Raw genomic sequence first — 22,648 nt, 5'->3', positions numbered from 1 at the left:
GCAATTCGATACTATATACGAATTGCGGCATTTGTTGAGAAAAAAACAAAAAAAAATCCGAATTTAGACAAAAAAACTACAGCGGTTAATGGGAGAATAAGAACGCTAAAATGCATGATTATTGCCCGATCAGATGACATTATTTATGAAACCTATATTGCATACTTTGAATCAGTTGTTTGAAGTTAAAAATCGTAAATTAACCCCCGGTGAAAGGCAGCTTGCACAGTCTGTTTTTGGTACGCATTTGCAGCTGGATGCAATTAGAATTGTGGCGCATCGGGCTGTTTTGAAGAATTATGCGATTAGTCCAAATGGATATATTTATTTCAATCCGAAAAACTGGTGCGAAGACTTCTCGAAACTGTCCTTAGCTAAACAGTCATGGTTAATTCATGAACTGACTCATGTTTGGCAAATTCAGCAAGGTTTGGCTGTGGTACGTAAGGCAATATTTGACCGTAAATATCGTTATGTCTTGGAGCAGGGTAAGTTGTTTTTGCAGTATGGCATTGAACAGCAGGCGCAGATGGTGCAGGATTATTTTATTAAAAAATCACGCGGGCAAGAGTGTCAGGCCTATGAGGACTGTATTCCGTTTTTGTCTCAAAAAGCGTGAGCTTGGATGAGCTTAAAATAACAAAGTGGTTTATTGGGTATTAAGAAAAATTAAAGCATTTTTGCGTCATAAAAAAACCGCCCGGAAGGGCGGTTTTTTTAAATCGTAGAATTCTTTCGAATTAACGACCTTGGATGTCACGTTGAACTTCACCAGTGTAAAGTTGACGTGGACGACCAATTTTGTAAGCACCGCTGTGCATTTCTAACCAGTGGCTGATCCAGCCAACTGTACGTGCAAGAGCGAAGATTACAGTAAACATTTCAGTCGGGATACCAATCGCTTTAAGGATGATACCTGAGTAGAAGTCTACGTTAGGGTATAAGTTACGTTTGATAAAGTATTCGTCAGACAACGCAATACGTTCAAGTTCCATAGCAAGCGCAAGTTGTGGATCGTTGATGCCAAGAGCAGCAAGAACTTCATCACAAGTTTCTTTCATTACTTTCGCACGTGGATCGAAGTTTTTATAAACTCGGTGACCGAAGCCCATAAGTTTAACTTCTTTAGTTTTCACTTTTTCCATGAAGCCAGCAACGTTTTCTACAGAGCCGATTTCATCAAGCATCTTAAGAACAGCTTCGTTCGCGCCACCGTGAGCAGGACCCCAAAGTGCAGAAATACCCGCAGCGATACATGCGTAAGGGTTAGCACCAGTAGAACCAGCTAAACGTACTGTAGATGTAGACGCATTTTGTTCATGGTCAGCATGAAGCGTAAAGATACGATCCATTGCTTTAGCAAGAATTGGGTCAACTTTGTAATCACGATCTGCAGGAGTCGCGAACATCATGTGAAGGAAGTTTTCAGCGTAGTTCAAGTCGTTACGTGGGTAAACGAACGGTTGACCGATGGTGTACTTGTAGCTCCAAGCTGCCAAAGTAGGAACTTTAGCAATCAAGCGGATTGCTGTAATTTCACGGTGGTCAACATTTTCGATGTCTAGGTTGTTGTGATAGAACGCAGAAAGCGCACCCACTACACCAACCATGATCGCCATAGGATGCGCATCACGACGGAAACCATTGAAGAAACGGCTAACTTGATCGTGAACCATAGTGTGGTTACGAACTTTAGCGTCAAATTCTACTTTTTGTTCAGCTGTTGGGAGTTCGCCGTTTAACAATAAGTAGCAAGTTTCTAGGTAGTCTGCTTTAGTTGCTAACTGGTCGATCGGGTAACCACGGTGTAAAAGAACACCTTTACCACCATCGATGAAAGTGATTTTAGACTCGCATGCAGCAGTAGCCATAAAACCAGGATCAAAAGTGAAGTGACCTGCGGCCAACACATCTTTAACGTCGATTACATCTGGGCCCAATGTGCCGCTGTAAATTGGTAATTCAATTTCTTTGCCATCAAGCTGTAAAACGGCTTTTTTGCCAGTTGCTTCAGACATTCAATAGATCTCCTGTCCTGGTGAATGTTTTATCTGACTCGTAGTACTAATCTTTTAATGCGCGAATCAGATGGATCAAAAATTTGCTATAAGATTAGTGAGTACTGAAATTTTGTCAATTATACTTATGGATAAAAAGAGACGCTCCCACAGGGGGTGGTCAAAAAACAATCCGGTAAGCACACGGAAAATATCAGTATCGACGCAGTATAATAAGTCATATAAAGATAAGTTGCAGAAAAAAATATGCATGCTGTTGGAATTGTAAGCAATTTTTAATTGTTAAAAACTCTAGGTGTTTTGGGTTTTTAAGATTTCTTATATAACTAAACTATTCTAATTACCATAACTTACCGATATTGCTTTAAGGGAAGTGTTGCTTTCTTATTCATAATAAAAAGCGATTAATCATTCGAAAAAAAGCGTGCGTTTGTATAAAAAATAACTTGTTTAATGGGGTGTAAATGCCTATTAATTCATCAATTGTGTAAGAATAAGTCACTTTTTTGTTTAAAAGTTAAACACAATAAGAATGAAATATGGAGTTATGCACAGACTAAGTGGTTATTTCGTTTCATGATGTTGCTCATATGTGCTTTTGCATAAATACCCTATATTTATTTAAAAAATATATAGGCAATCTTCCTCATTTATCATTATATAAAAGGATAACAAGCCATTAGGGTGATTTATTCATCTTTAGTCTAAATATATTGATTTAATTATAAAAGCAAAAAACGATCAATCAAATAGTATTTTAATTAATAAAAACCAAGCATATAGCTATGTTTTGTTAGATGTATTTTGTCTACTTTAACAGGGTAATTCATGTTAATGATTCTTATTTAGTGGTTTTTTGTAGAAAAGGTAAATGTGATTGTTTGTATTTTAATAGTTCACGTTTTATAATTCCCTGTCGTTTTAAGTTTAGGTATTGCTGGATACTGCAAATACCTAACAATGCTAGCTTTCCTTCGAATTAATTCCAACAAACTCCGGATGGAGTTTTTACTTACAGGATGCCCGCTGTGAAAAGCAACAGACCTGTCAATTTGTCCATGGGTCAAGTTTTAGAAGTAAACTTAAAATCCCCTGTGGCTATTGCATCAATTCTACACCGTCTTTCTGGTGTCATCGTATTTTTACTCGTACCGGTACTTTTGTGGCTTTTAGACAAATCATTGTCTTCGGCTGAAGGTTTTGCTCAAGTTCAAGCAATCTTCGGTAGCTTCATTGTGCGTTTCATCGTATGGGTATTTGTAGCCGGTTTAATATTCCACTTTATTGCGGGTGTTAAGCATTTACTTGCAGATATCGGCGTTGCCGAAGAACTGCAAAGTGGTCGTATAGCAGCTACTATTTCATTGATCTTGTCTGCAATTGGTATTGTTGCAGCATTTGTATGGATTGTTCTCTAATGAAAAGTGCTACAGGTTTTACGGGTTCAGGTTCTCGCGATTGGTTTATCCAACGTGTCAGTGCTGTTGTATTAGCTGTTTATACTGTTGTGGTATTTGGTTGGATCCTTCTTAATGGCGGATTTAACTACGAACAATGGTTTGGCTTTATGATGACATTACCAATGAAGATTTTATCTTTGTTGGCAGTCTTATCTCTTGTCGCACACGCTTGGATCGGCATGTGGCAGGTATTCACTGACTATGTGACTACTCGTCAAATGGGTCCTTCAGCTTCAGGTTTACGCCTAGTGCTGACATCAGCAGTAATTATTGCTGTATTTGCATATGCAATCTGGGCGATCCAGATTTTTTGGGCGAATTGATAGGAAAATATCATGGGCGCGATAACCCCTAAAGAAGATTATACAAACATTCAACACCTCACTTTTGATGCAGTCATTGTTGGTGGTGGTGGTTCAGGTATGCGTGCTTCATATCAACTTGCTCAAGCGGGTTTGAATGTTGCAGTACTGACTAAAGTATTCCCAACACGTTCGCACACTGTTGCGGCGCAAGGTGGTATTGGTGCATCTCTTGGTAATATGCAAGAAGATAACTGGCACTACCACTTCTATGACACGGTAAAAGGTTCGGACTGGTTAGGTGACCAAGACGCGATCGAATTTATGTGTCGTGAAGCGCCTAAAGTTGTTTATGAACTTGAACACATGGGTATGCCATTTGACCGTAATGCGGACGGTACGATTTACCAACGTCCATTCGGCGGTCACTCTGCGAACTACGGTGAAAAACCAGTTCCACGTGCATGTGCTGCAGCTGACCGTACAGGTCATGCGCTTCTTCATACGCTTTATCAAAGCAACGTGAAAATGGGTACGCAATTTTTCGTAGAATGGATCGCGCTTGATCTGATCCGTAACGAAGAAGGCGATGTGCTGGGTGTAACTGCAATTGACCAGGAAACTGGTAATATTGCGGTATTCCAAGCAAAAGCGACATTGTTTGCAACGGGTGGTGCGGGTCGTGTTTACCGTGCATCTACCAATGCGTATATCAATACTGGTGACGGTCTTGGTATGGCGGCGCGTTCAGGTATTCCATTGCAAGATATGGAATTCTGGCAGTTCCACCCAACGGGTGTTGCGGGCGCAGGCGTATTGTTGACTGAAGGTTGTCGTGGTGAAGGTGCAATCCTTCGTAATAAAGACGGCGAACCGTTCATGGAACGTTATGCTCCAACTTTGAAAGACTTGGCACCACGTGACTTCGTATCACGTTCTATGGACCAGGAAATTAAAGAAGGTCGTGGTTGTGGTCCTAAAGGTGATTATATCTTGCTTGATATGACGCATTTAGGTGCTGATACCATCATGAAACGTCTTCCATCTGTATTTGAGATTGGTAAGAAGTTTGCAAACGTAGACATCACCAAAGAGCCAATTCCTGTAGTACCGACAATCCATTATCAAATGGGTGGTATTCCAACGAATATTCATGGACAGGTTGTTGTTCCTGAAGGTGTTTCGGATACTAACTTTGCAGCAGGCTATGACAAGAGTGGTGACGTTTACTCAAGCAATGGCGGTGAGCGTAACTATACAAAACCTGTTAAAGGCTTCTATGCAATTGGTGAATGTTCTTGCGTGTCTGTACATGGTGCAAACCGTTTAGGTACGAACTCACTGCTTGACTTGGTTGTATTTGGTAAGGCTGCCGGTGAACACATCATCGATTACGTGACTAAACATCACGGTGATGAGTATCAACCGCTTCCGACGACTGTGTTTGAAAATACAAGAAAGCGTATTCGTCATTTGGATGAGTCAACTTCGGGTGAAAATGCTCAAGAAGTTGCTGATGCAATTCGTGACATCGTTCAAGACCATGCAGGCGTATTCCGTACTCAAGCATTGCTTGATGAAGGTGTGAAGCAAATTCTTGCGCTTGAACCGCGTGTTCGCAACATTCATTTAAAAGACAAATCTAAAGTATTTAACACTGCACGTGTTGAAGCTCTAGAAGTTGAAAACTTGTATGAAGTGGCTAAAGCAACCTTGATTTCGGCTGCTGCTCGTAAAGAATGTCGTGGTGCACATACTGTTGTTGATTATGAATTACCAGCAGATCACCCAACTTACTCTTACGGTCGCCGTGATGATGAATGGATGAAGCATACTTTATGGTTCTCTTCAGACAATCGTCTTGAGTACAAACCAGTCCGTTACAAGCCAGTATCGGTTGATGCGATTCCACCAGCACCACGTACATTCTAATCAGGAGAAGTAAGATGAGTAGAGGTACTCGTACATTTAATATCTACCGCTACGATCCTGACAAGGATAAAGCACCGTACATGCAAACTTTTAAACTTGAGTTGACTGACAAGCACCGTATGTTGCTTGATGCTCTTCTTGCGTTGAAAGTACAAGACGAATCTTTAACGTTCCGTCGTTCATGCCGTGAAGGTATTTGTGGTTCTGATGGTGTAAACATCAACGGTAAAAATGGTTTGGCGTGTCTTTGGAACCTAAATGATTTACCGGAAGTGATTACCATTCGTCCTTTACCGGGTCTACCTGTAGTAAAAGACTTGGTTGTTGATATGAATCAGTTCTACGACCAGTACAACAAAATCCATCCATTCTTGATCAATAATCAGCCTGCGCCAGCGAAGGAGCGTTTACAGTCTCCTGAAGAGCGTGAGCATTTAAATGGTCTTTATGAATGTATTCTTTGTGCATGTTGTTCAACTGCATGTCCATCATTCTGGTGGAACCCGGATAAATTCTTGGGTCCTTCAGCATTGTTGAATGCATACCGTTTCATTATTGACTCGCGTGATACAGCAACTCAAGATCGTTTGGCTCGTCTTGACGACCCATTCAGCTTGTTCCGTTGTAAAGGCATCATGAACTGTGTATCAGTTTGTCCTAAAGGTCTTAACCCAACTAAAGCGATTGGTCACATTCGCAACATGTTGTTAGACCAAGCAGGCTAATCTGTCGCAGTCAAAAAAAAGCACACCGTATGGTGTGCTTTTTTTATGTTTTAAATATCGTAATGATTTATGGGTTTATGCAAAAAATGTATGCAATGGGTAGGGGTGATTAGCATGTGCATCGAATCAAATGACTAGTATTGTTTAAAAATAAATCGAAATGACATGAAAGCTTAATTAAATTGTAGTTAAGTTGTTCGAATTGATAATTAAAGCGTCAATCTCAAGTTTGAATCTACAAAGTTGAGATTAAAATGTTAAGATATAACGTAAATAAAGAGGGCCAGTTTAAATATTGTGCTCTCTTTTATTGTATTGGGTTTGCTGGCTTAGGACTATGGTCTACATTGAATCCAATTATTAAATAAAGCACCATAGGTTAGTTGAAAAATCTAAGTATGTATTTCGCTAATTTATGGAAGGTATGTGTCAAAAAAATTAATTGTAACGAGATAACATGTTACGATTTGACACATCGCTATATTTAAAAAAAGCGCCTTATTTATGTACATTTTTTCAACATTTTAGAGTGTATATAAGGTTTATAAATAGAGATTAACCGTTTTAGAAAAAATAGGTCGCGTAGTTATTTTTTCTAAGTCGATTTGCAAAAAATTGCTCGGTTTCGGTCGAGTATTTAAATGAGTGATGATGCCAATGAGGGCGTTATGATTCATTATTCACATTGGGTTATTCCTGATGTAGTGATAACGCCTCATGGCTTATGCCTTATGGGGACTAGTGTCATGTTACCAATTTGACATTATTAATCATGGGTTCGCTTAAAAAGCATCCTGAAAATGTTTTTGCAATAGGAAATGGGTCCACAAATGCAAGAAGTTGCTGACGCTTTGCGTCTTGACACTGAACTAAGCGCTGACAGTGCAGCGTATATTGAAGAACTTTATGAACATTATTTGACGTCACCAGACTCGGTTGGAGCTGACTGGCGTGAATATTTCGATAAATTCCCTAAAGGTGATCAACCACATAGCAATGTACGTGAGCAATTCCTTTTATTAGGTCGCAATTCAAGCCGCGTACAACCTGTTGTTCAAAGTTCTGTAAGTTCTGAGCATGAACGTCGTCAAATTGGCGTTTTACAACTTATTGCTGCTTATCGTAATCGTGGTCATCAAAAAGCAAAACTGGATCCACTAGGTTTGGCAAAACGTGAAGACGTGCCTGACCTTGATCTTGCTACGCACGGTTTAACCAAATCCGATCTCGATACAGTATTTAACACAGGTAACCTTGCACTAGGTAAAGCAGAAGCGACGCTTGGTGAAATGGTTGAATCAATGGAAGCCGTTTATTGCGGTTCTATTGGTACTGAATACATGCACATCGTTGACACTAAAGAGAAACGTTGGATTCAACAACGTCTTGAAGGTGCGAAAGGTCAATTTAACTTTACTGCAGAACAGAAAAAACACGTCCTTGAACGTTTAACTGCAGCTGAAGGTCTGGAAAAATTCCTGGGTAACAAATACGTTGGTGCTAAACGCTTCGGTGTTGAAGGCGGTGAATCATTTATCCCGATGGTAAATGAAATTATTCAACGTGCAGGTGCTGTAGGTTGTAAAGAAGTTGTGATTGGTATGCCACACCGTGGTCGCCTTAACCTTCTTGTTAACATCATGGGTAAAAACCCGGCAGATCTTTTTGGTGAATTTGAAGGTAAATCAATTCATAAAAAAGGTTCTGGTGACGTTAAATACCACCAAGGCTTCTCATCTAACGTAATGACTCCGGGTGGCGAAGTTCACTTGGCATTGGCGTTTAACCCATCACACTTGGAAATCGTTGGACCTGTAGTTGAAGGTTCTGTACGTGCTCGTCAAGTGCGTCGTAAAGACATTGGTGGCGATGATGTATTGCCAATCATCGTACATGGTGATGCAGCATTTGCAGGTCAAGGTGTAAACCAAGAAACCTTCCAGATGTCACAAACTCGTGGTTATACAGTGGGTGGTACCGTTCACATCGTGGTAAATAACCAGGTGGGCTTTACAACATCTGATCCACGTGATGCACGTTCTACAGAATACTGTACCGATATCGCGAAAATGATTCAGGCACCGGTATTCCATGTGAATGGCGATGATCCAGAAGCTGTGATTTTCGTGACTCAATTGGCACATGATTTCCGTCATACTTTCCGTAAAGACGTTGTAATTGACATGTTCTGCTACCGTCGTCGTGGTCATAACGAAGCGGACGAGCCAGCAGCAACACAGCCAATGATGTACCAAGTGATCAACAAAAAAGTGACTACACGTACACTTTATGCAGATCAACTGGTTAAAGAAGGTGTTCTTGACCGTGCAGCTGCTGATCAAATGGTTGAAAATTACCGCGCAGATCTTGAAGCAGGCAAGCACGTTGCCAACGCACTGGTATTAGAACCAAATACAAAAATGTTTGTGGATTGGACCCCTTATTTAGGTCACGAATACACAGATGTTTGGGATACCACTTTCCCAATCGAACGCTTGAAAGAACTTGGCGCGAAAATGCGCGAGCTTCCTGAAGGCTTCGTGATGCAACGTCAAGTCGCGAAAGTGATTGATGAACGCTTAAAAATGCAGACTGGTGAAATGCCATTGAACTGGGGTGCTGCTGAAACTTTAGCCTATGCAACCTTGCTTGATGAAAGCTACATGGTTCGTATTACAGGGGAAGACGTAGGTCGTGGTACTTTCTCTCATCGTCATGCGAAGCTACATAACCAGGTGGACGGTTCAACCTATATTCCGCTTTGTCATATCAAAGAGAACCAGCCACGTACTGCAATTTATGACTCGCTTTTGTCTGAAATGGCCGTACTTGCATTTGAATATGGTTATGCAACCACAATTCCACACGGTTTAATTATCTGGGAAGCACAATTTGGTGACTTCGCGAACTGTGCACAGGTTGTGATTGACCAATTTATCGCTTCAGGCGAAACCAAATGGGAACGTGTATGTGGTTTAACCATGTTGCTTCCACACGGTTATGAAGGTCAGGGTCCAGAGCACTCATCTGCACGTTTAGAGCGTTTCTTGCAGTTATGTGCTGAAGACAACATGCAAGTGATTACACCGACTACACCTGCACAGATTTTCCATGCTTTACGTCGTCAAGCGGTTCGTCCAATCCGTAAGCCATTGATCGTGACTTCACCGAAGTCATTGCTTCGTCACAAACTTGCAACTTCTACTTTAGAAGAGCTTGCAACGGGTACATTCCAAACTGTGATTGATGAAGTAGATCAAATCAACCACGCTGACGTGACTCGTTTAGTCCTTTGTGGCGGTAAGGTTTACTACGACTTGCTTGAAAAACGTCGTGCAGAAAATTTAAACAACACTGCAATCGTTCGTATCGAACAATTGTATCCATACCCAGAACAACGTATTGCTGAAGTACTTGCTTCTTATCCAAACCTAAAAGAAGTGGTTTGGACTCAAGAAGAGCCGAAAAACCAAGGTGCTTGGTTATTCATCGCACCGCGTCTATATGACGATGTGATGAAATCTGCTAAACAAGTTCGTATCAGTTACGCAGGCCGTCCAGCATCTGCTGCGCCAGCTTGTGGTTCACCTTATTTGCATGCAAAACAACAAGCTCAGCTAGTAAATGACGCATTGGCGATCGTAGCTGAACAATCAGGAGATTCTAAATAATGGCAACCGAAATTAAAGCACCGGTATTCCCAGAGTCAGTTGCAGACGGTACGATCGCAACTTGGCATAAACAACCAGGTGAAGCTGTATCACGTGATGAAGTGATCTGCGATATTGAAACTGATAAAGTTGTTTTAGAAGTTGTTGCTCCTGCTGACGGTACAATCGCAACCATCATTAAAGGTGAAGGCGAAACTGTTCTTTCTAGTGAAGTGATTGCTCAGTTTGAAGAAGGTGCGGTTTCTGGCGCTGCTCAAACTCAAGCAGTTCAGTCTGAAGGACAAGTTGAACAAGCTGCGTCTCAAACTGAAGCAGGTGCTGCACCTGTTGTTGAACGTGCTCAACCTGTTGCTGATCAAGCACCTGCGGTACGTAAAGCATTAACTGAAACTGGTATTGCTGCTGGTGATGTTACCGGTACTGGTCGCGGTGGTCGTATCACTAAAGAAGATGTTGCAAGCCATCAAGCTAAACCAGCAGTTCCTGCTGCTGCGCCATTAAGCGTTGCTGTTGGCGAGCGTATCGAAAAACGTGTTCCAATGACTCGTTTACGTAAACGTGTTGCTGAACGTCTTCTTGCTGCTACACAAAGCACTGCAATGTTGACGACGTTTAACGAAGTGAACATGAAACCAATCATGGAAATGCGTGCTCAATACAAAGATGCATTCGAGAAACGTCATGGTGCACGTCTTGGCTTCATGTCATTTTTCGTTAAAGCGGCAACTGAAGCACTTAAACGCTACCCAGCGGTAAATGCTTCAATTGATGGCGATGATATCGTGTATCACGGTTACTATGACATCGGTGTTGCTGTATCTTCTGAACGTGGTTTAGTGGTTCCTGTACTTCGTGATACAGACCGCATGAACTATGCTGAAGTTGAAAACGGCATCCGTGGTTTTGCTGCAAAAGCACGTGACGGTAAATTGGGTATTGAAGACATGACTGGCGGTACGTTCACTATTACTAATGGTGGTACTTTCGGTTCATTGTTATCTACTCCTATCTTGAACACGCCACAAACTGCAATCTTGGGTATGCACAAAATCCAGGAACGTCCAATGGCTGTCAATGGTCAAGTTGAAATTTTACCAATGATGTACTTGGCACTTTCTTATGACCACCGTTTAATCGATGGTAAAGAAGCTGTAGGTTTCCTTGTGGCAATTAAAGAATTGTTAGAAGAGCCAGCTCGTCTTATCCTTGATCTTTAATTCTAAAGAATAAATCCATGGGCTTAGGGCGATCCTCTAAGCCCATTTTTGGAGATAAAAATGTCTCAACAATTTGACTTAGTTGTAATTGGCGGTGGACCAGGTGGTTATGAAGCGGCGATTCGTGCGGCTCAACTTGGTTTCAAAGTTGCGTGTATCGAAAAGCGTATTCATAAAGGCAAACCATCTTTAGGTGGTACTTGCTTAAACGTGGGTTGTATCCCGTCTAAAGCTTTACTTGATTCTTCACATCGTTATGAAGATACAGTTCAGCATTTAGATGACCATGGTATTACTACCGGTGAAGTTAAATTTGATCTTGCTAAAATGCTGGCTCGTAAAGACAAAGTTGTAGATCAATTGACTGGCGGTATCGATCAATTACTTAAAGGTAATGGCATCGAGTGGTTAAAAGGTACGGGTAAACTGCTTGCAGGTAAAAAAGTAGAATTTGTGTCTCACCAAGGTGAAACTCAAGTTTTAGAGCCTAAATACGTGATTCTTGCGACGGGTTCTGTTCCTGTAAATATTCCAGTGGCTCCTGTAGATCAAGATTTGATCGTTGATTCTACTGGTGCGCTTGAATTCCCAGAAGTGCCTAAGCGTTTAGGTGTGATTGGTGCTGGTGTAATCGGCCTTGAACTTGGTTCAGTATGGCGTCGTTTGGGTGCGGAAGTTGTTGTATTTGAAGCAATGGATGCATTCTTACCAATGGCTGATAAAGCTTTGGCAAAAGACTTCCAAAAACTGTTGACTAAGCAAGGTATGGATATCCGTATCGGTGCAAAAGTTGCAGGTACTGAAATCAACGGTCGTGAAGTAACGGTTAAATACAACCAAGCTGGCGAAGACAAAACTGAAACTTTCGACAAGTTGATCGTTTGTGTCGGTCGTCGCGCATATGCTGAAGGTTTATTGGCTGATGATTCAGGCATTAAATTGACTGAACGCGGTTTGGTTGAAGTAAATGATTGGTGTGCAACTTCTGTTGAAGGCGTATACGCAATTGGTGACTTGGTACGTGGTCCAATGCTTGCGCATAAAGCAATGGAAGAAGGCGTAATGGCAGTTGAACGTATTCACGGTCATGCTGCACAAGTGAACTATGACACGATCATTTCTGTAATTTACACACACCCAGAAGCGGCGTGGGTAGGTTTAACAGAACAGCAAGCGACTGAAAAAGGTCACGAAGTTAAAACCGGCCAATTCGGTTTTGCTGTGAACGGTCGTGCTTTAGCTGCGGGTGAAGGTGCTGGTTTCGTTAAGTTTGTTGCTGATGCGAAAACAGATCGTCTACTCGGTATGCACGTGATTGGACCTGCTGCGTCTGATATCGTTCACCAAGGTATGATCGCGCTTGAGTTTGTATCTTCAGTTGAAGATCTACAGTTGATGACTTTCGGTCACCCAACTTTCTCTGAAGTGGTGCATGAAGCTGCACTGGCAGTCGATGGACGCGCAATACACGCGATTCAACGTAAGCGTAAGTAATTAGAAAAAAGAGCGACTTAGGTCGCTCTTTTTACATTTCATGGTTGTTTTTATTGGAACAATCATCTAAAAATAAAGATAACGATTTTAAAAAATGCCAATACTGCTTTGACGGACGTCTGGGTATTGGTGGGTCATAACAAAGCAAAGAAGTAATAAAAGGTTATTCGATGAATTTACATGAGTATCAAGCAAAAGCGTTATTAAAAAAATATGGTATGCCTGTTCAAGAGGGTGTACTGGCAACTAATGCAGCAGAAGCTGTAGCAGCATTTGAGCAACTCGGTGGTAAGTTTGCCGTAATGAAGGCTCAAGTTCATGCTGGGGGACGTGGTAAAGCAGGTGGGGTTAAAGTCGTAAAATCAAGCGATGAAGCTGCTGAGTATGTAAATGGCATTATTGGTACACGCCTTGTGACTTACCAAACCGATGCCAATGGTCAGCCGGTAAATAGTGTTCTTGTGTGTGAAGATGTCTATCCCGTTGAACGTGAATTGTACCTGGGTGCAGTGGTTGATCGTTCTAGCCGCCGCGTCACTTTTATGGCATCGACCGAAGGCGGTGTTGAAATTGAAAAAGTGGCAGAAGAAACCCCAGAAAAAATTATTAAGGTGGAAGTGGATCCTTTGGTGGGATTAATGCCTTTTCAAGCGCGTGAAGTGGCCTTTGCACTTAATTTAAAAGATGGACAAATCAACCAATTTATCAGAATTATGACCGCTGCTTATCAGGCATTTATTGAAAATGATTTTGCCCTGTTTGAAATTAATCCACTTTCAGTTCGAGAAAATGGCGATATCCTGTGTGTTGATGCCAAAGTGGGGATTGATTCAAACGCACTTTATCGCTTACCCGAAATCACAGCAATGCGTGATAAATCTCAGGAAAATGAGCGTGAATTAAAAGCTTCTGAATTTGATCTGAACTATGTTGCTCTTGACGGCAACATTGGTTGTATGGTCAATGGTGCAGGTCTTGCGATGGCCACCATGGACATCATCAAATTATATGGTGGTCAGCCTGCGAACTTCCTTGATGTTGGCGGTGGTGCAACCAAAAACCGCGTTATTGAAGCATTTAAAATCATCCTTTCCGATTCTTCCGTACAAGGTGTGTTGATCAATATCTTCGGTGGTATTGTGCGTTGTGACATGATTGCAGAGGCAATTATTGCAGCAGTTCAGGAAGTACATGTCACTGTACCTGTGGTTGTTCGCCTAGAAGGCAACAATTCAGAGTTGGGGGCAAAATTACTCGATGAATCAAGTTTGAAATTAATTTCTGCGAATGGTCTGGCTGATGCTGCAGAAAAAATTGTTGCTGCAGTGAAAGCGTAAGGGAGTATCAATCATGAGCGTATTAGTAAATAAAGACACCACCGTGTTGGTACAAGGTTTTACCGGTAAAAACGGAACTTTCCATTCAGAACAATCGATTGCTTATGGCACCAAAGTTGTTGGTGGGGTAACACCAGGTAAAGGCGGTCAAATACATTTAGGCCTTCCTGTTTTTAATACCATGAAAGAAGCAGTACGTGAAACAGGTGCAACTGCAACCTCTATTTATGTACCTGCACCTTTTGTGCTGGATTCAATTATTGAATCGATTGATTCAGGTATTGAGCTAATTGTGGTGATCACAGAGGGCGTACCAACTTTGGATATGCTTAAAGCCAAACGTTATCTTGAAATTTATGGTAATAATGCACGTTTAATTGGTCCAAACTGTCCGGGGATTATTACACCAGGTGAATGTAAGATTGGCATCATGCCGGGTCATATTCATCAACCGGGTAAAATCGGCATTATCTCGCGTTCAGGGACTTTGACTTATGAAGCTGTCGCGCAAACCACGAAACTGGGTTTGGGTCAGTCTACTTGTATCGGAATCGGGGGTGACCCAATTCCAGGTATGAACCAAATTGACTGCTTAAAACTGTTTCAAGAAGATCCACAAACCGAAGCCATTATTATGATTGGTGAAATTGGTGGAACGGCTGAAGAAGAAGCTGCGGAATATATTAAGTCACATGTGACCAAACCTGTAGTGGGTTATATTGCGGGTGTAACTGCACCTAAAGGTAAACGCATGGGGCATGCAGGTGCGATTATTTCAGGTGGCAAGGGCACTGCGGAAGAAAAATTTGCTGCTTTTGAAAAAGCAGGCATGGCATATACCCGTAGTCCAGCAGAATTGGGTTCAACTATGCTCCAAGTGCTGAAAGATAAAGGCTTAGCTTAATTTTTAGCGAAATAAAAAAAAGCTCTCATTTGAGGGCTTTTTTATTCAGTGGTATTTTTAAAATTATAGAAAATAAATTGATAACCAGTTTGAAATAAAACTTGTATATGTTTGAAAATTTAATTTTAAAAATTGTCGAATTGATAAGAGGATAGAAACTGTACTATCTATTATAAATAGAAATACTCTCTTATAGAAAAAATATAAACAGATAAATATTAAATTTTTCACGGTTAAAATAAAGTGATAATTATCACATTAATATATTAAAACACAAAATGAAACACAAAAAAGGGTTGATGTCAGTAGGTTTGAGGGTATTGTTTATTGGATTGCAACAATTAATAACAATGAATGATGAAGATGAATATTTTAAATATGAATAAAATTAATTCTAAATTAAATGTACTTACACTCTCTTGTGGCACTTTACTGTTTTCTACATTCCTGCATGCAGAAATATTGTATAGAGACACGGTTGATCCGCAACGTGAAGAGACAGTGAGTTTGATTAAGCAAGGGCAAGTAGATGCAGGTCTACAAAAACTCAGACAATTATTAATACTTCAACCCAATAATCAGAAACTGATTGCTGATTTTGTTGTAATGTCATATGAAAGTCAAAAATTTACCGACCAAGATATTAAATATCTTTCGGGTATACAAAGTAACCAATTTCCAGAATATGCCAAAGTCAATGTTCTAAAAGCCCTGCGGGATTTAAGAAAATTTGAATTAGCAGAACAATGGGCAAAAAAATTCGCTCAAACCGATCAAAATCAAATGTGGGTGGTGTGGATAGGTGTATTGCAGGCCGAAGCAGGAAAAACTGTTCAGGCAAAAAAAACTCTAGCCCCGCTTGATATTAATTATATTGACCCTGATTATTTAGCCCAGCTCGCTTATGCCTATCGAATTTTAAATATGCCGGTTGAGGCATTAAATGCAGCTAGCTTAGCCGTTGAAAAAAATCCAGATAGTAGCAGTGCACAAGAACAGTATGCATTGGCACTTATGGTAAATGCTGATTATGCCAAAGCTGAAAAATATATTCAAAATAACCAAATACTCACGCAACAACCTCAACTTAGAACCAATGCCAAAATAAGTGAATTTACCCAACGCATTCAAAATGCAGTGCAATATTACAAGGCTGCAACGTATCGTGATCGTGGAAATATTGCTTATAAACAACTCAATCAAGTTATAGAAGATATGGCAAAGTATGAACCAGAACTGCCTAATGATCCTAATATCAAACGTCAATTTTATTATGAATATATATATGCTTTAAATGAGAGAAATTTGTCTAGAGAAGTACTTGCACAAATCCCAAAAATTGGATTACCTATCGAGCAAATGCCTCCTTATGTACGTCAATCGATTGCAGATGCGTATTTAAAAAATAGGCAATCTAAATTGGCTGAGGCACAATATAAAAGTTTGCTGAAGGAAAAAAACTATCAAACTTATGAAGTTTATTCAGGTTTGTATTACGCATTAATTGAACAAGAAAAGTATAAGCAAGCCAATAATTTACTGTTAGAAATGGACAAAATGTTGCCTACTTATCGATATAGTAATGCAAAAGGAGTCGATAGAGTTACTCATGATGACCGTATGGAATATATTAACTTAGTCGGACTCAATTATGTTTATCGCCATGAGTATGCTAAAGCGGAACAATATTTTGAAAAACTAGTCGCAAAAGCACCCAATAATGTGGTTTATCAAAGTAATCTTGCACTGGTACAGCGTTGGCGCGAACAACCACAGCGCTCTGAGTGGACATTGGCGCAGTGGGATGGCGTTGAACCAGTTGATTCATCCATACGAATTAATCATTTAGAGAATATGCAGGCATTAGGTGATATTTCGGAATGGCGTAAGCAGAATGCTTATCTCATGGAAGCCATACCAGGAGATTCGGGTGTTATAAAAAGTAAAAAAGAACTTAATGATCGCAATCATGCCTCCATTCAGCATCAAAGTACTTTCTCAAAAAATGACTCTGATAATACTGCTGTGCTCAATCGTTTGAAGGGGAGTCGCGAACAAGAGAATTTAACCCGTATTAATACCCCATGGTTTTTCGAGACTTTTCGTGCTTATGCTAATCATAGCAATCGTTGGGCGAATTATGATGATGGCAAAATTAATGATCAACGTGTGGGGGTTGGACTTGAATGGGGGTCACACCGTAAAGCCGTAAATATCCTGCTTTCTCAAAGTGTAGAAGGTCAAAACGATCGTTTTGGTGTAGAAGTGGATTGGTCGCAATGGTTAAATGATCATTGGCAGTATGTTTTAGGTTTTAATAGTCAGGCCGATATTCCATTACAAGCCATAAAAAAAGGCAGTGAAGGTCAATCTTATACTTTTGGTCTGAACTGGAATCACAATGAGTCTCGTGAAGCGGGTACAACCTATCAACTCACTGATATTGATGATGGAAATACACGTCAGGAAGTTACAGCCTACTTTAAACAACGGATTTTTGCAGCACCGCATAATATTACCAGTTTAATTTTAGGCGGGTATTACAGTCAAAATGATGATGTGCTCGTCGATTATTTCAATCCTAAAGAAAGTTATAGCGCAGAACTAACTTTACAACATGACTGGATCACTTGGCGTAGACATGACAGAAATTTCACACAACATTTCGAAGCAGCCATTGGAACTTTTGGGCAAAAAGGATTTTCCTCCAAACCGATTTATAACGCATTTTATCAACATGATTGGCAACTTTCGCGGACCTGGAATTTGAACTACGGCATAGGATGGGGAACACATCCTTATGACGGTGTAGATGAAAAAAGAACCTACGCAGTGGTTGGTTTTAAGGGGAATTTTTAATGAGAAAAATTGCAACAGTTTTATTTGCTGTAGTGTTGACAACAAATTTAACAATTCCTAGCGTGAGTCTGGCTCAAAATGTGAAAAATTCAGCAATTGAGATGCCAGATAATCTGTTTGTAACCCTTACTTTTCATGATGTACGAGATGATGTTGCTAAGGCCGGGGATTCAGATCTTTATGCAATTAGTACTAAAAATTTAGCGCAATATTTTGCCTGGATTCAACAAGAAGGCTGGCATCCCATTCGCTTGGAAGACGTATGGCAAGCCCGCCAAAAGAAAAAAAGTTTGCCACCTAAATCGGTATTATTAACCTTTGATGATGGTGCATTAAGCAGTTATACCCGGGTTTTTCCATTATTGAAGCAATATAATTTTCCAGCGGTATTTGCAATTCCAACCAGTTGGATTAATGGCAACACTAAAGATGCCTATGCTGCCTATGGTGAAAATAATTTAATGAACTGGGATCAAATGCGTGAAATGCAAGAATCAGGTTTAGCCGAGTTTGCTTCACATTCAGACAATTTGCATAAAGGTATTCTTGCCAATCCACAAAAAAATATGCAACCCGCTGCAATTACGCGTGAATATCTACCTAAGGTTGATAAATATGAATCTGAACAGGAATATCAAGAGCGAGTTATTGCAGATTTAAAAAAGTCTAAGGAGAATTTAGACTTTCAACTGGGTATTAATAGTCTAGCTATCTTTTGGCCCTATGGGGCAGTGACTAAAGAAAGTGAACAACTCGCGGCACAGGCAGGATTGCCAATGTCCTTTAGCTTGGGCAGTATGTCTACGCTTGTGGACTCGGGCACAACATATCAACGTGGCTTGATTATGGATAATCCAACACCTGAAATGATTCATGAGGAAATGCTGGATTTTTTGACTTTTGCACGTGCGCTATATAAGCAACGTAAAAGTATTATTGGTTTCGATTTATCCGAAATGGTGAGTCCGAATAATCAAGTGTTTGATCAAAAACTCGGACAGTTATTAGATCAGGTGAATGCGTTAAAAACCGATACGATGGTATTAAAAGCAGTGGCTGATGAAAATGGTGATGGAAAAGTAGACGTTGCTTATTTTCCAAATCAGCAGCTGCGTATGCGCCAAGATTTACTGAACCGGACAGTTTGGCAAGCGCGTACACGAATTAGTAATCGAGTTTATGCAGAACTGCCTATTAGCCTGGAAACAAAACAAGGTTTTAAGCTTGATGAGTTGACAGCTGATTTAGTTAGGAATAATTCTTCAATTGAAGGTTTGATGATAGAAATGGGTGATGATTTCTTATGTGGTGTACAAGATAAAATTTGGGATGCTGCTTGTAGCCAGAAAATGAACCAAGTTTTTCAAATTAAAGAAAGAGCTAAAGAAAAGGCGAAGTATTACACGAATATTAGTAATAACTATCAAACTGCATTGAAAATGACATTAAAAGATAAGCATTTAGATGGTTTAAAGCTCTTACTTGATCAGTCTCTAGCACAGGGCGATTTCCTATATCTGGAATTTGATCCAGTTCGCGATCCTAAAATATTTAAAGCCATGCAAAAACAGTTACAACAATTGAATCTTAAACAGAAACAGTATTTGATTGTGAGTTTTACAGTTGATCCAAATGCATCTAAAAGTGAATGGAAAGAATATCAGTACGATTATCAAACCTTAAAAAAATTATCTGTACAAAAAATTGGTATTAATAACTATCACTTAAAAGATGGACAGAAGATTCAGGAAAATCTTTATCGGGAATTAAGCACCAATGGTAGTCCATTAACTTATCGAAATCCTTTTGAAGGCAACCTTGCCAAGGAGATGAAATAATGGAAGAGTTAAGTCAGTTTAGATTTAGTGATTTTTATTTTGGCTTTGCGTTTTTCTATCCCTTATTTATGGCATGGATTTGGATAGCGGGTGGTATATGGTTTTATTTAAAGCATGAACGAAAACAACCAGCAATACCAGCAGCTAGCGAACATGCCTGCAGTATTATTATTCCTTGTTTTAATGAAGAAGCACAGGTTCGAGATACTATTAAATTTGCGATGCAAACCCAATATCCAAATTTTGAAGTGATTGCGGTAAATGATGGCAGTCGAGATAAAACGGCTGAAATTTTAGATGAGCTTTTACTGCAATATCCAAAACTTAGAGTAGTTCATTTGGCTGAAAACCAAGGTAAAGCCTACGCGCTTCGTGCAGGTGCGATGGTGAGTCAAAATGAATATTTGGTCTGTATTGATGGGGATGCCTTATTACACCCGCATGCTGTGTTATGGATGATGTACCATTTGACAAAGTATCCTCGTGTTGGTGCAGTCACGGGTAATCCACGTATTGTGAACCGGTCCAGTATCCTTGGTAAAATTCAGGTCGGTGAATTTTCATCTATTATTGGCTTGATTAAACGTGCACAACGAACCTATGGACGTATTTTTACCGTGTCGGGTGCAATTGCGGGTTTCCGTAAAACTGCATTGGATCGCATTGGGTATTGGCGAGATGACATGATCACAGAGGATATTGATGTGTCTTGGCGTTTGCAGTTTGATCATTGGGATCTACAGTATGTGCCCAAAGCATTATGTTACATCTATATGCCAGAAACATTGAAGGGTTTATGGAAACAACGTTTACGTTGGGCACAAGGTGGAATTGAAGTCCTATTTGCTTATTCCTTAAGCTTATTTAAATGGAATTTGCGCCGGATGTGGCCGATTGCACTGGAATCCATTATCAGTGTGGTTTGGGCATATGTGATGACGGGTATTATTGTCTTATATTTATATGGTCTGTTTTTCTCTTTGCCGGGAGAGTGGGCAATTCAATCGCTCTTTCCTCAATGGTATGGAGTCATTCTAGGAATGACTTGTCTTGTTCAATTCTTTGTCAGTTTGTGTATTGATAAACCCTACGATAAAGACCGAATCTTCAGGAACTATTTTTGGGTCATTTGGTATCCTTTGTTCTTCTGGATTCTCACCATGTTGACCACGGTCGTTGCATTACCTAAAACAATATTCAAAACTCAAAAGCGTGCTCGATGGGTCAGTCCAGACCGTGGTTTTAGAGGAGAGGTGAAAAATGACTAATATAGATAAATTTCATATTGTTAAAGATGAGTCGAAGTTGGAGCTTCCTGCTTATATTGATCAACCAGAATATGTACGAAATAAATCAGTGGGTTACAGTTTGCAAATTGCAGGTTGGTTTGTTTTTATGTGGTTGTTTATGCCACTGCTGACAGTGTTCTTCTGGTGGATCGAAGGTGAAACGATTTATCAACAATTGGTAATACAGGCAGCACCCGATAGCCAGCTGAGTCTAATGAATATCCTTATTATGATTGGTACCTTTATTTGTGTGCTGTTGCTTTGGGCAACATATAACTGGATTCGTTTTTATAAGCGTGAACGCCGTAGTATTCCTTTAGCTGTAGATGAACAACAGCTTGCCAGGAGTTTTAAGGTTAATAAGGTCGATATTTCAAATATGCAACAGGCAAAGAATCTAACCCTTTATTATGATAATAAAGGGAAGCTAGAATTTTTTGAGGTTAATCATCAGATAAAAAAGCGTGTTTCAGCTTAGATGGATGAGGATGTTGATTGACAAAATCATCAGGATAATAACCAATATGTTTTACCCCATGTTTTTCTAAAAACTTGATGGTTTCGGTAATTTCTTGGGTAGAGATTTTCTGATTATTTTTCCAATTCACAGCTTGAAGTTCAAAGATGGTACGACTCAATTCTGGGTCGTATTTTTTTGACTGTTGAATCAAGTCTAAATAGAATTGCTGATGATCATCGGCTTCTTCCATGTAGGGCATCGCCATGATGGCATTGTAATCATAGTATTGATATGTGCTGCGCATAGACTGGCTAAACCAATTTTCACTGACAGGATTCAATGCCACGGGTGCATACATATTCCGTGCAGTAAGAATGTTGGGTTGCTGTTGTTTAAGTATCTTGCTTATACCTTCAGCAAATTGGTCAAGATATGCTGTTTTGAATTGGGCTAATGGTGCTTGTTTTGGAGAATTGTGAAGTTTTGATACCTGCTCTGAATTAAACCCCCATGCTTGATACATCTTATGGGCAGGAGCAGAAATATCTTCATAATCACTCAGGGTAATATCATCATGATAGAGCACACCATCCACTGAATTGGACTTCATAAAATCTAAATAAATTTCAGAAACGTATTTAATATTTTGTTGAGCAAATGGCGAAACCCGAATATAGCCCTGTTTCCCACCTTCACTATGTGAAACATAGGGAATATGGTAGCTTTTTGGAAATTCCCAAGCCATTAAGGGTAGCCATGCATAGATATGCTGCACTTGAGTCTTGCTACGAATTTGCTTCACAAGGAGTGGAAAAAGATTTTCTCTTAATGGGATGTGACGGTTTTTAAAGTAAACCTGATCTGCCGAACCATTCGCGTCTGGATCAGCAAAAGCCTGTAAAAAAATGGTATTGGGCTGAATCTGCTGAATCCGTTCTATTAAAGTCCGAATATTCTCATGTTGCTGTTTTTTGTCCTTGTCATATACGTAATCAATATCGATATGCATAATGCGCATCTGATCAATTTTGGTGATTTTTTTTGCAGATGGGGCTGATTTTTTGACGGTATTCTGCTGAACAATCTCATCAATGGGGTGATTTTTAATTTGAGTTAAATTCGCAGAGTTTGCAGACAAAGGT

The 22,648-nt window shown here is 40.0% G+C and carries 16 protein-coding genes; 14 read left to right on the top strand and 2 right to left on the bottom strand.

The window, feature by feature from the left end:
* Positions 1-133 precede the first annotated feature (133 nt).
* A complete protein-coding gene (locus HLH16_RS11755; protein WP_171529457.1) occupies positions 134-619 on the top strand; it encodes a type IV secretion protein Rhs in 486 nt (161 codons plus the stop codon).
* Between the two features lie 121 nt (positions 620-740).
* Here the strand turns inward: HLH16_RS11755 and gltA are convergent, their stop codons facing one another.
* The gene (gltA, locus tag HLH16_RS11750) at positions 741-2,018 is read right to left on the bottom strand and encodes a citrate synthase (RefSeq protein WP_171529456.1); all 1,278 of its coding nucleotides are present in this window, start codon (positions 2,016-2,018) and stop codon (positions 741-743) included.
* Positions 2,019-3,037: 1,019 nt separating this feature from the next.
* On the opposite strand from gltA, the gene sdhC reads away from it, so the two are divergent.
* From sdhC to pgaD, 13 genes are all read left to right on the top strand, one after another.
* The gene (gene sdhC, locus HLH16_RS11745; RefSeq protein ID WP_165541302.1) at positions 3,038-3,436 is read left to right on the top strand and encodes a succinate dehydrogenase, cytochrome b556 subunit; all 399 of its coding nucleotides are present in this window, start codon (positions 3,038-3,040) and stop codon (positions 3,434-3,436) included.
* Positions 3,436-3,801 (top strand): succinate dehydrogenase, hydrophobic membrane anchor protein, encoded by a 366-nt coding sequence (gene sdhD / locus HLH16_RS11740; RefSeq protein WP_131288887.1) that lies wholly within the window; start codon positions 3,436-3,438, stop codon positions 3,799-3,801. The genes sdhC and sdhD overlap by 1 nt, the downstream gene beginning before the upstream one ends.
* A gap of 12 nt (positions 3,802-3,813) precedes the next feature.
* Complete coding sequence (locus HLH16_RS11735) at positions 3,814-5,712, top strand: FAD-binding protein (RefSeq protein ID WP_131288794.1); 1,899 nt, start codon at positions 3,814-3,816, stop codon at positions 5,710-5,712.
* 14 nt (positions 5,713-5,726) lie between these two features.
* Positions 5,727-6,437, top strand: coding sequence for a succinate dehydrogenase iron-sulfur subunit (locus tag HLH16_RS11730; protein ID WP_131288792.1), 711 nt, complete (start codon positions 5,727-5,729; stop codon positions 6,435-6,437).
* 830 nt (positions 6,438-7,267) lie between these two features.
* Complete coding sequence (locus HLH16_RS11725) at positions 7,268-10,108, top strand: 2-oxoglutarate dehydrogenase E1 component (protein ID WP_214646695.1); 2,841 nt, start codon at positions 7,268-7,270, stop codon at positions 10,106-10,108.
* Positions 10,108-11,325, top strand: a complete 1,218-nt coding sequence (gene odhB, locus HLH16_RS11720; protein WP_171529454.1) for a 2-oxoglutarate dehydrogenase complex dihydrolipoyllysine-residue succinyltransferase — start codon at positions 10,108-10,110, stop codon at positions 11,323-11,325. The genes HLH16_RS11725 and odhB overlap by 1 nt, the downstream gene beginning before the upstream one ends.
* A gap of 60 nt (positions 11,326-11,385) precedes the next feature.
* Positions 11,386-12,819 carry a dihydrolipoyl dehydrogenase gene (lpdA, locus tag HLH16_RS11715; RefSeq protein WP_171529453.1) on the top strand — a complete coding sequence of 478 codons (1,434 nt, stop codon included), beginning with the start codon at positions 11,386-11,388 and terminating at the stop codon, positions 12,817-12,819.
* Positions 12,820-12,989: 170 nt separating this feature from the next.
* Complete coding sequence (gene sucC, locus HLH16_RS11710; RefSeq protein ID WP_171529452.1) at positions 12,990-14,156, top strand: ADP-forming succinate--CoA ligase subunit beta; 1,167 nt, start codon at positions 12,990-12,992, stop codon at positions 14,154-14,156.
* Between the two features lie 13 nt (positions 14,157-14,169).
* Entirely contained in the window at positions 14,170-15,060 is an 891-nt protein-coding gene (gene sucD / locus HLH16_RS11705; protein WP_171529451.1) for a succinate--CoA ligase subunit alpha, read from the top strand.
* Between the two features lie 363 nt (positions 15,061-15,423).
* Entirely contained in the window at positions 15,424-17,919 is a 2,496-nt protein-coding gene (gene pgaA / locus HLH16_RS11700; RefSeq protein ID WP_250850274.1) for a poly-beta-1,6 N-acetyl-D-glucosamine export porin PgaA, read from the top strand.
* Positions 17,919-19,757 carry a poly-beta-1,6-N-acetyl-D-glucosamine N-deacetylase PgaB gene (pgaB, locus tag HLH16_RS11695; protein WP_171529450.1) on the top strand — a complete coding sequence of 613 codons (1,839 nt, stop codon included), beginning with the start codon at positions 17,919-17,921 and terminating at the stop codon, positions 19,755-19,757. Before pgaA ends, pgaB (HLH16_RS11695) begins: the two co-directional genes overlap by 1 nt.
* Positions 19,757-21,025, top strand: a complete 1,269-nt coding sequence (gene pgaC / locus HLH16_RS11690; protein WP_131288778.1) for a poly-beta-1,6-N-acetyl-D-glucosamine synthase — start codon at positions 19,757-19,759, stop codon at positions 21,023-21,025. The genes pgaB (HLH16_RS11695) and pgaC overlap by 1 nt, the downstream gene beginning before the upstream one ends.
* The gene (gene pgaD / locus HLH16_RS11685) at positions 21,018-21,524 is read left to right on the top strand and encodes a poly-beta-1,6-N-acetyl-D-glucosamine biosynthesis protein PgaD (protein ID WP_171529449.1); all 507 of its coding nucleotides are present in this window, start codon (positions 21,018-21,020) and stop codon (positions 21,522-21,524) included. The genes pgaC and pgaD overlap by 8 nt, the downstream gene beginning before the upstream one ends.
* On the opposite strand, the gene pgaB (HLH16_RS11680) is transcribed toward pgaD, so the two are convergent.
* A complete protein-coding gene (gene pgaB / locus HLH16_RS11680; RefSeq protein ID WP_250850273.1) occupies positions 21,490-22,644 on the bottom strand; it encodes a poly-beta-1,6-N-acetyl-D-glucosamine N-deacetylase PgaB in 1,155 nt (384 codons plus the stop codon). The two genes, pgaD and pgaB (HLH16_RS11680), sit on opposite strands and share 35 nt — an antisense overlap.
* Positions 22,645-22,648: the final 4 nt, after the last annotated feature.

It is taken from the genome of Acinetobacter sp. ANC 5378 (genome assembly GCF_013004315.1).
GTDB lineage: Bacteria > Pseudomonadota > Gammaproteobacteria > Pseudomonadales > Moraxellaceae > Acinetobacter.
The sequence above is the reverse complement of the archived record's forward strand: the minus strand, read 5'-3'. Positions and strand labels throughout refer to the sequence as shown.

Bases quoted from the DNA above. Each gene is read 5' to 3' on its own strand.
- HLH16_RS11755 (WP_171529457.1), top strand. From the start codon at position 134: ATGACATTATTTATGAAACCTATATTGCATACTTTGAATCAGTTGTTT.
- gltA (WP_171529456.1), bottom strand. From the start codon at position 2,018: ATGTCTGAAGCAACTGGCAAAAAAGCCGTTTTACAGCTTGATGGCAAA.
- sdhC (WP_165541302.1), top strand. From the start codon at position 3,038: ATGCCCGCTGTGAAAAGCAACAGACCTGTCAATTTGTCCATGGGTCAA.
- sdhD (WP_131288887.1), top strand. From the start codon at position 3,436: ATGAAAAGTGCTACAGGTTTTACGGGTTCAGGTTCTCGCGATTGGTTT.
- HLH16_RS11735 (WP_131288794.1), top strand. From the start codon at position 3,814: ATGGGCGCGATAACCCCTAAAGAAGATTATACAAACATTCAACACCTC.
- HLH16_RS11730 (WP_131288792.1), top strand. From the start codon at position 5,727: ATGAGTAGAGGTACTCGTACATTTAATATCTACCGCTACGATCCTGAC.
- HLH16_RS11725 (WP_214646695.1), top strand. From the start codon at position 7,268: ATGCAAGAAGTTGCTGACGCTTTGCGTCTTGACACTGAACTAAGCGCT.
- odhB (WP_171529454.1), top strand. From the start codon at position 10,108: ATGGCAACCGAAATTAAAGCACCGGTATTCCCAGAGTCAGTTGCAGAC.
- lpdA (WP_171529453.1), top strand. From the start codon at position 11,386: ATGTCTCAACAATTTGACTTAGTTGTAATTGGCGGTGGACCAGGTGGT.
- sucC (WP_171529452.1), top strand. From the start codon at position 12,990: ATGAATTTACATGAGTATCAAGCAAAAGCGTTATTAAAAAAATATGGT.
- sucD (WP_171529451.1), top strand. From the start codon at position 14,170: ATGAGCGTATTAGTAAATAAAGACACCACCGTGTTGGTACAAGGTTTT.
- pgaA (WP_250850274.1), top strand. From the start codon at position 15,424: ATGAATATTTTAAATATGAATAAAATTAATTCTAAATTAAATGTACTT.
- pgaB (WP_171529450.1), top strand. From the start codon at position 17,919: ATGAGAAAAATTGCAACAGTTTTATTTGCTGTAGTGTTGACAACAAAT.
- pgaC (WP_131288778.1), top strand. From the start codon at position 19,757: ATGGAAGAGTTAAGTCAGTTTAGATTTAGTGATTTTTATTTTGGCTTT.
- pgaD (WP_171529449.1), top strand. From the start codon at position 21,018: ATGACTAATATAGATAAATTTCATATTGTTAAAGATGAGTCGAAGTTG.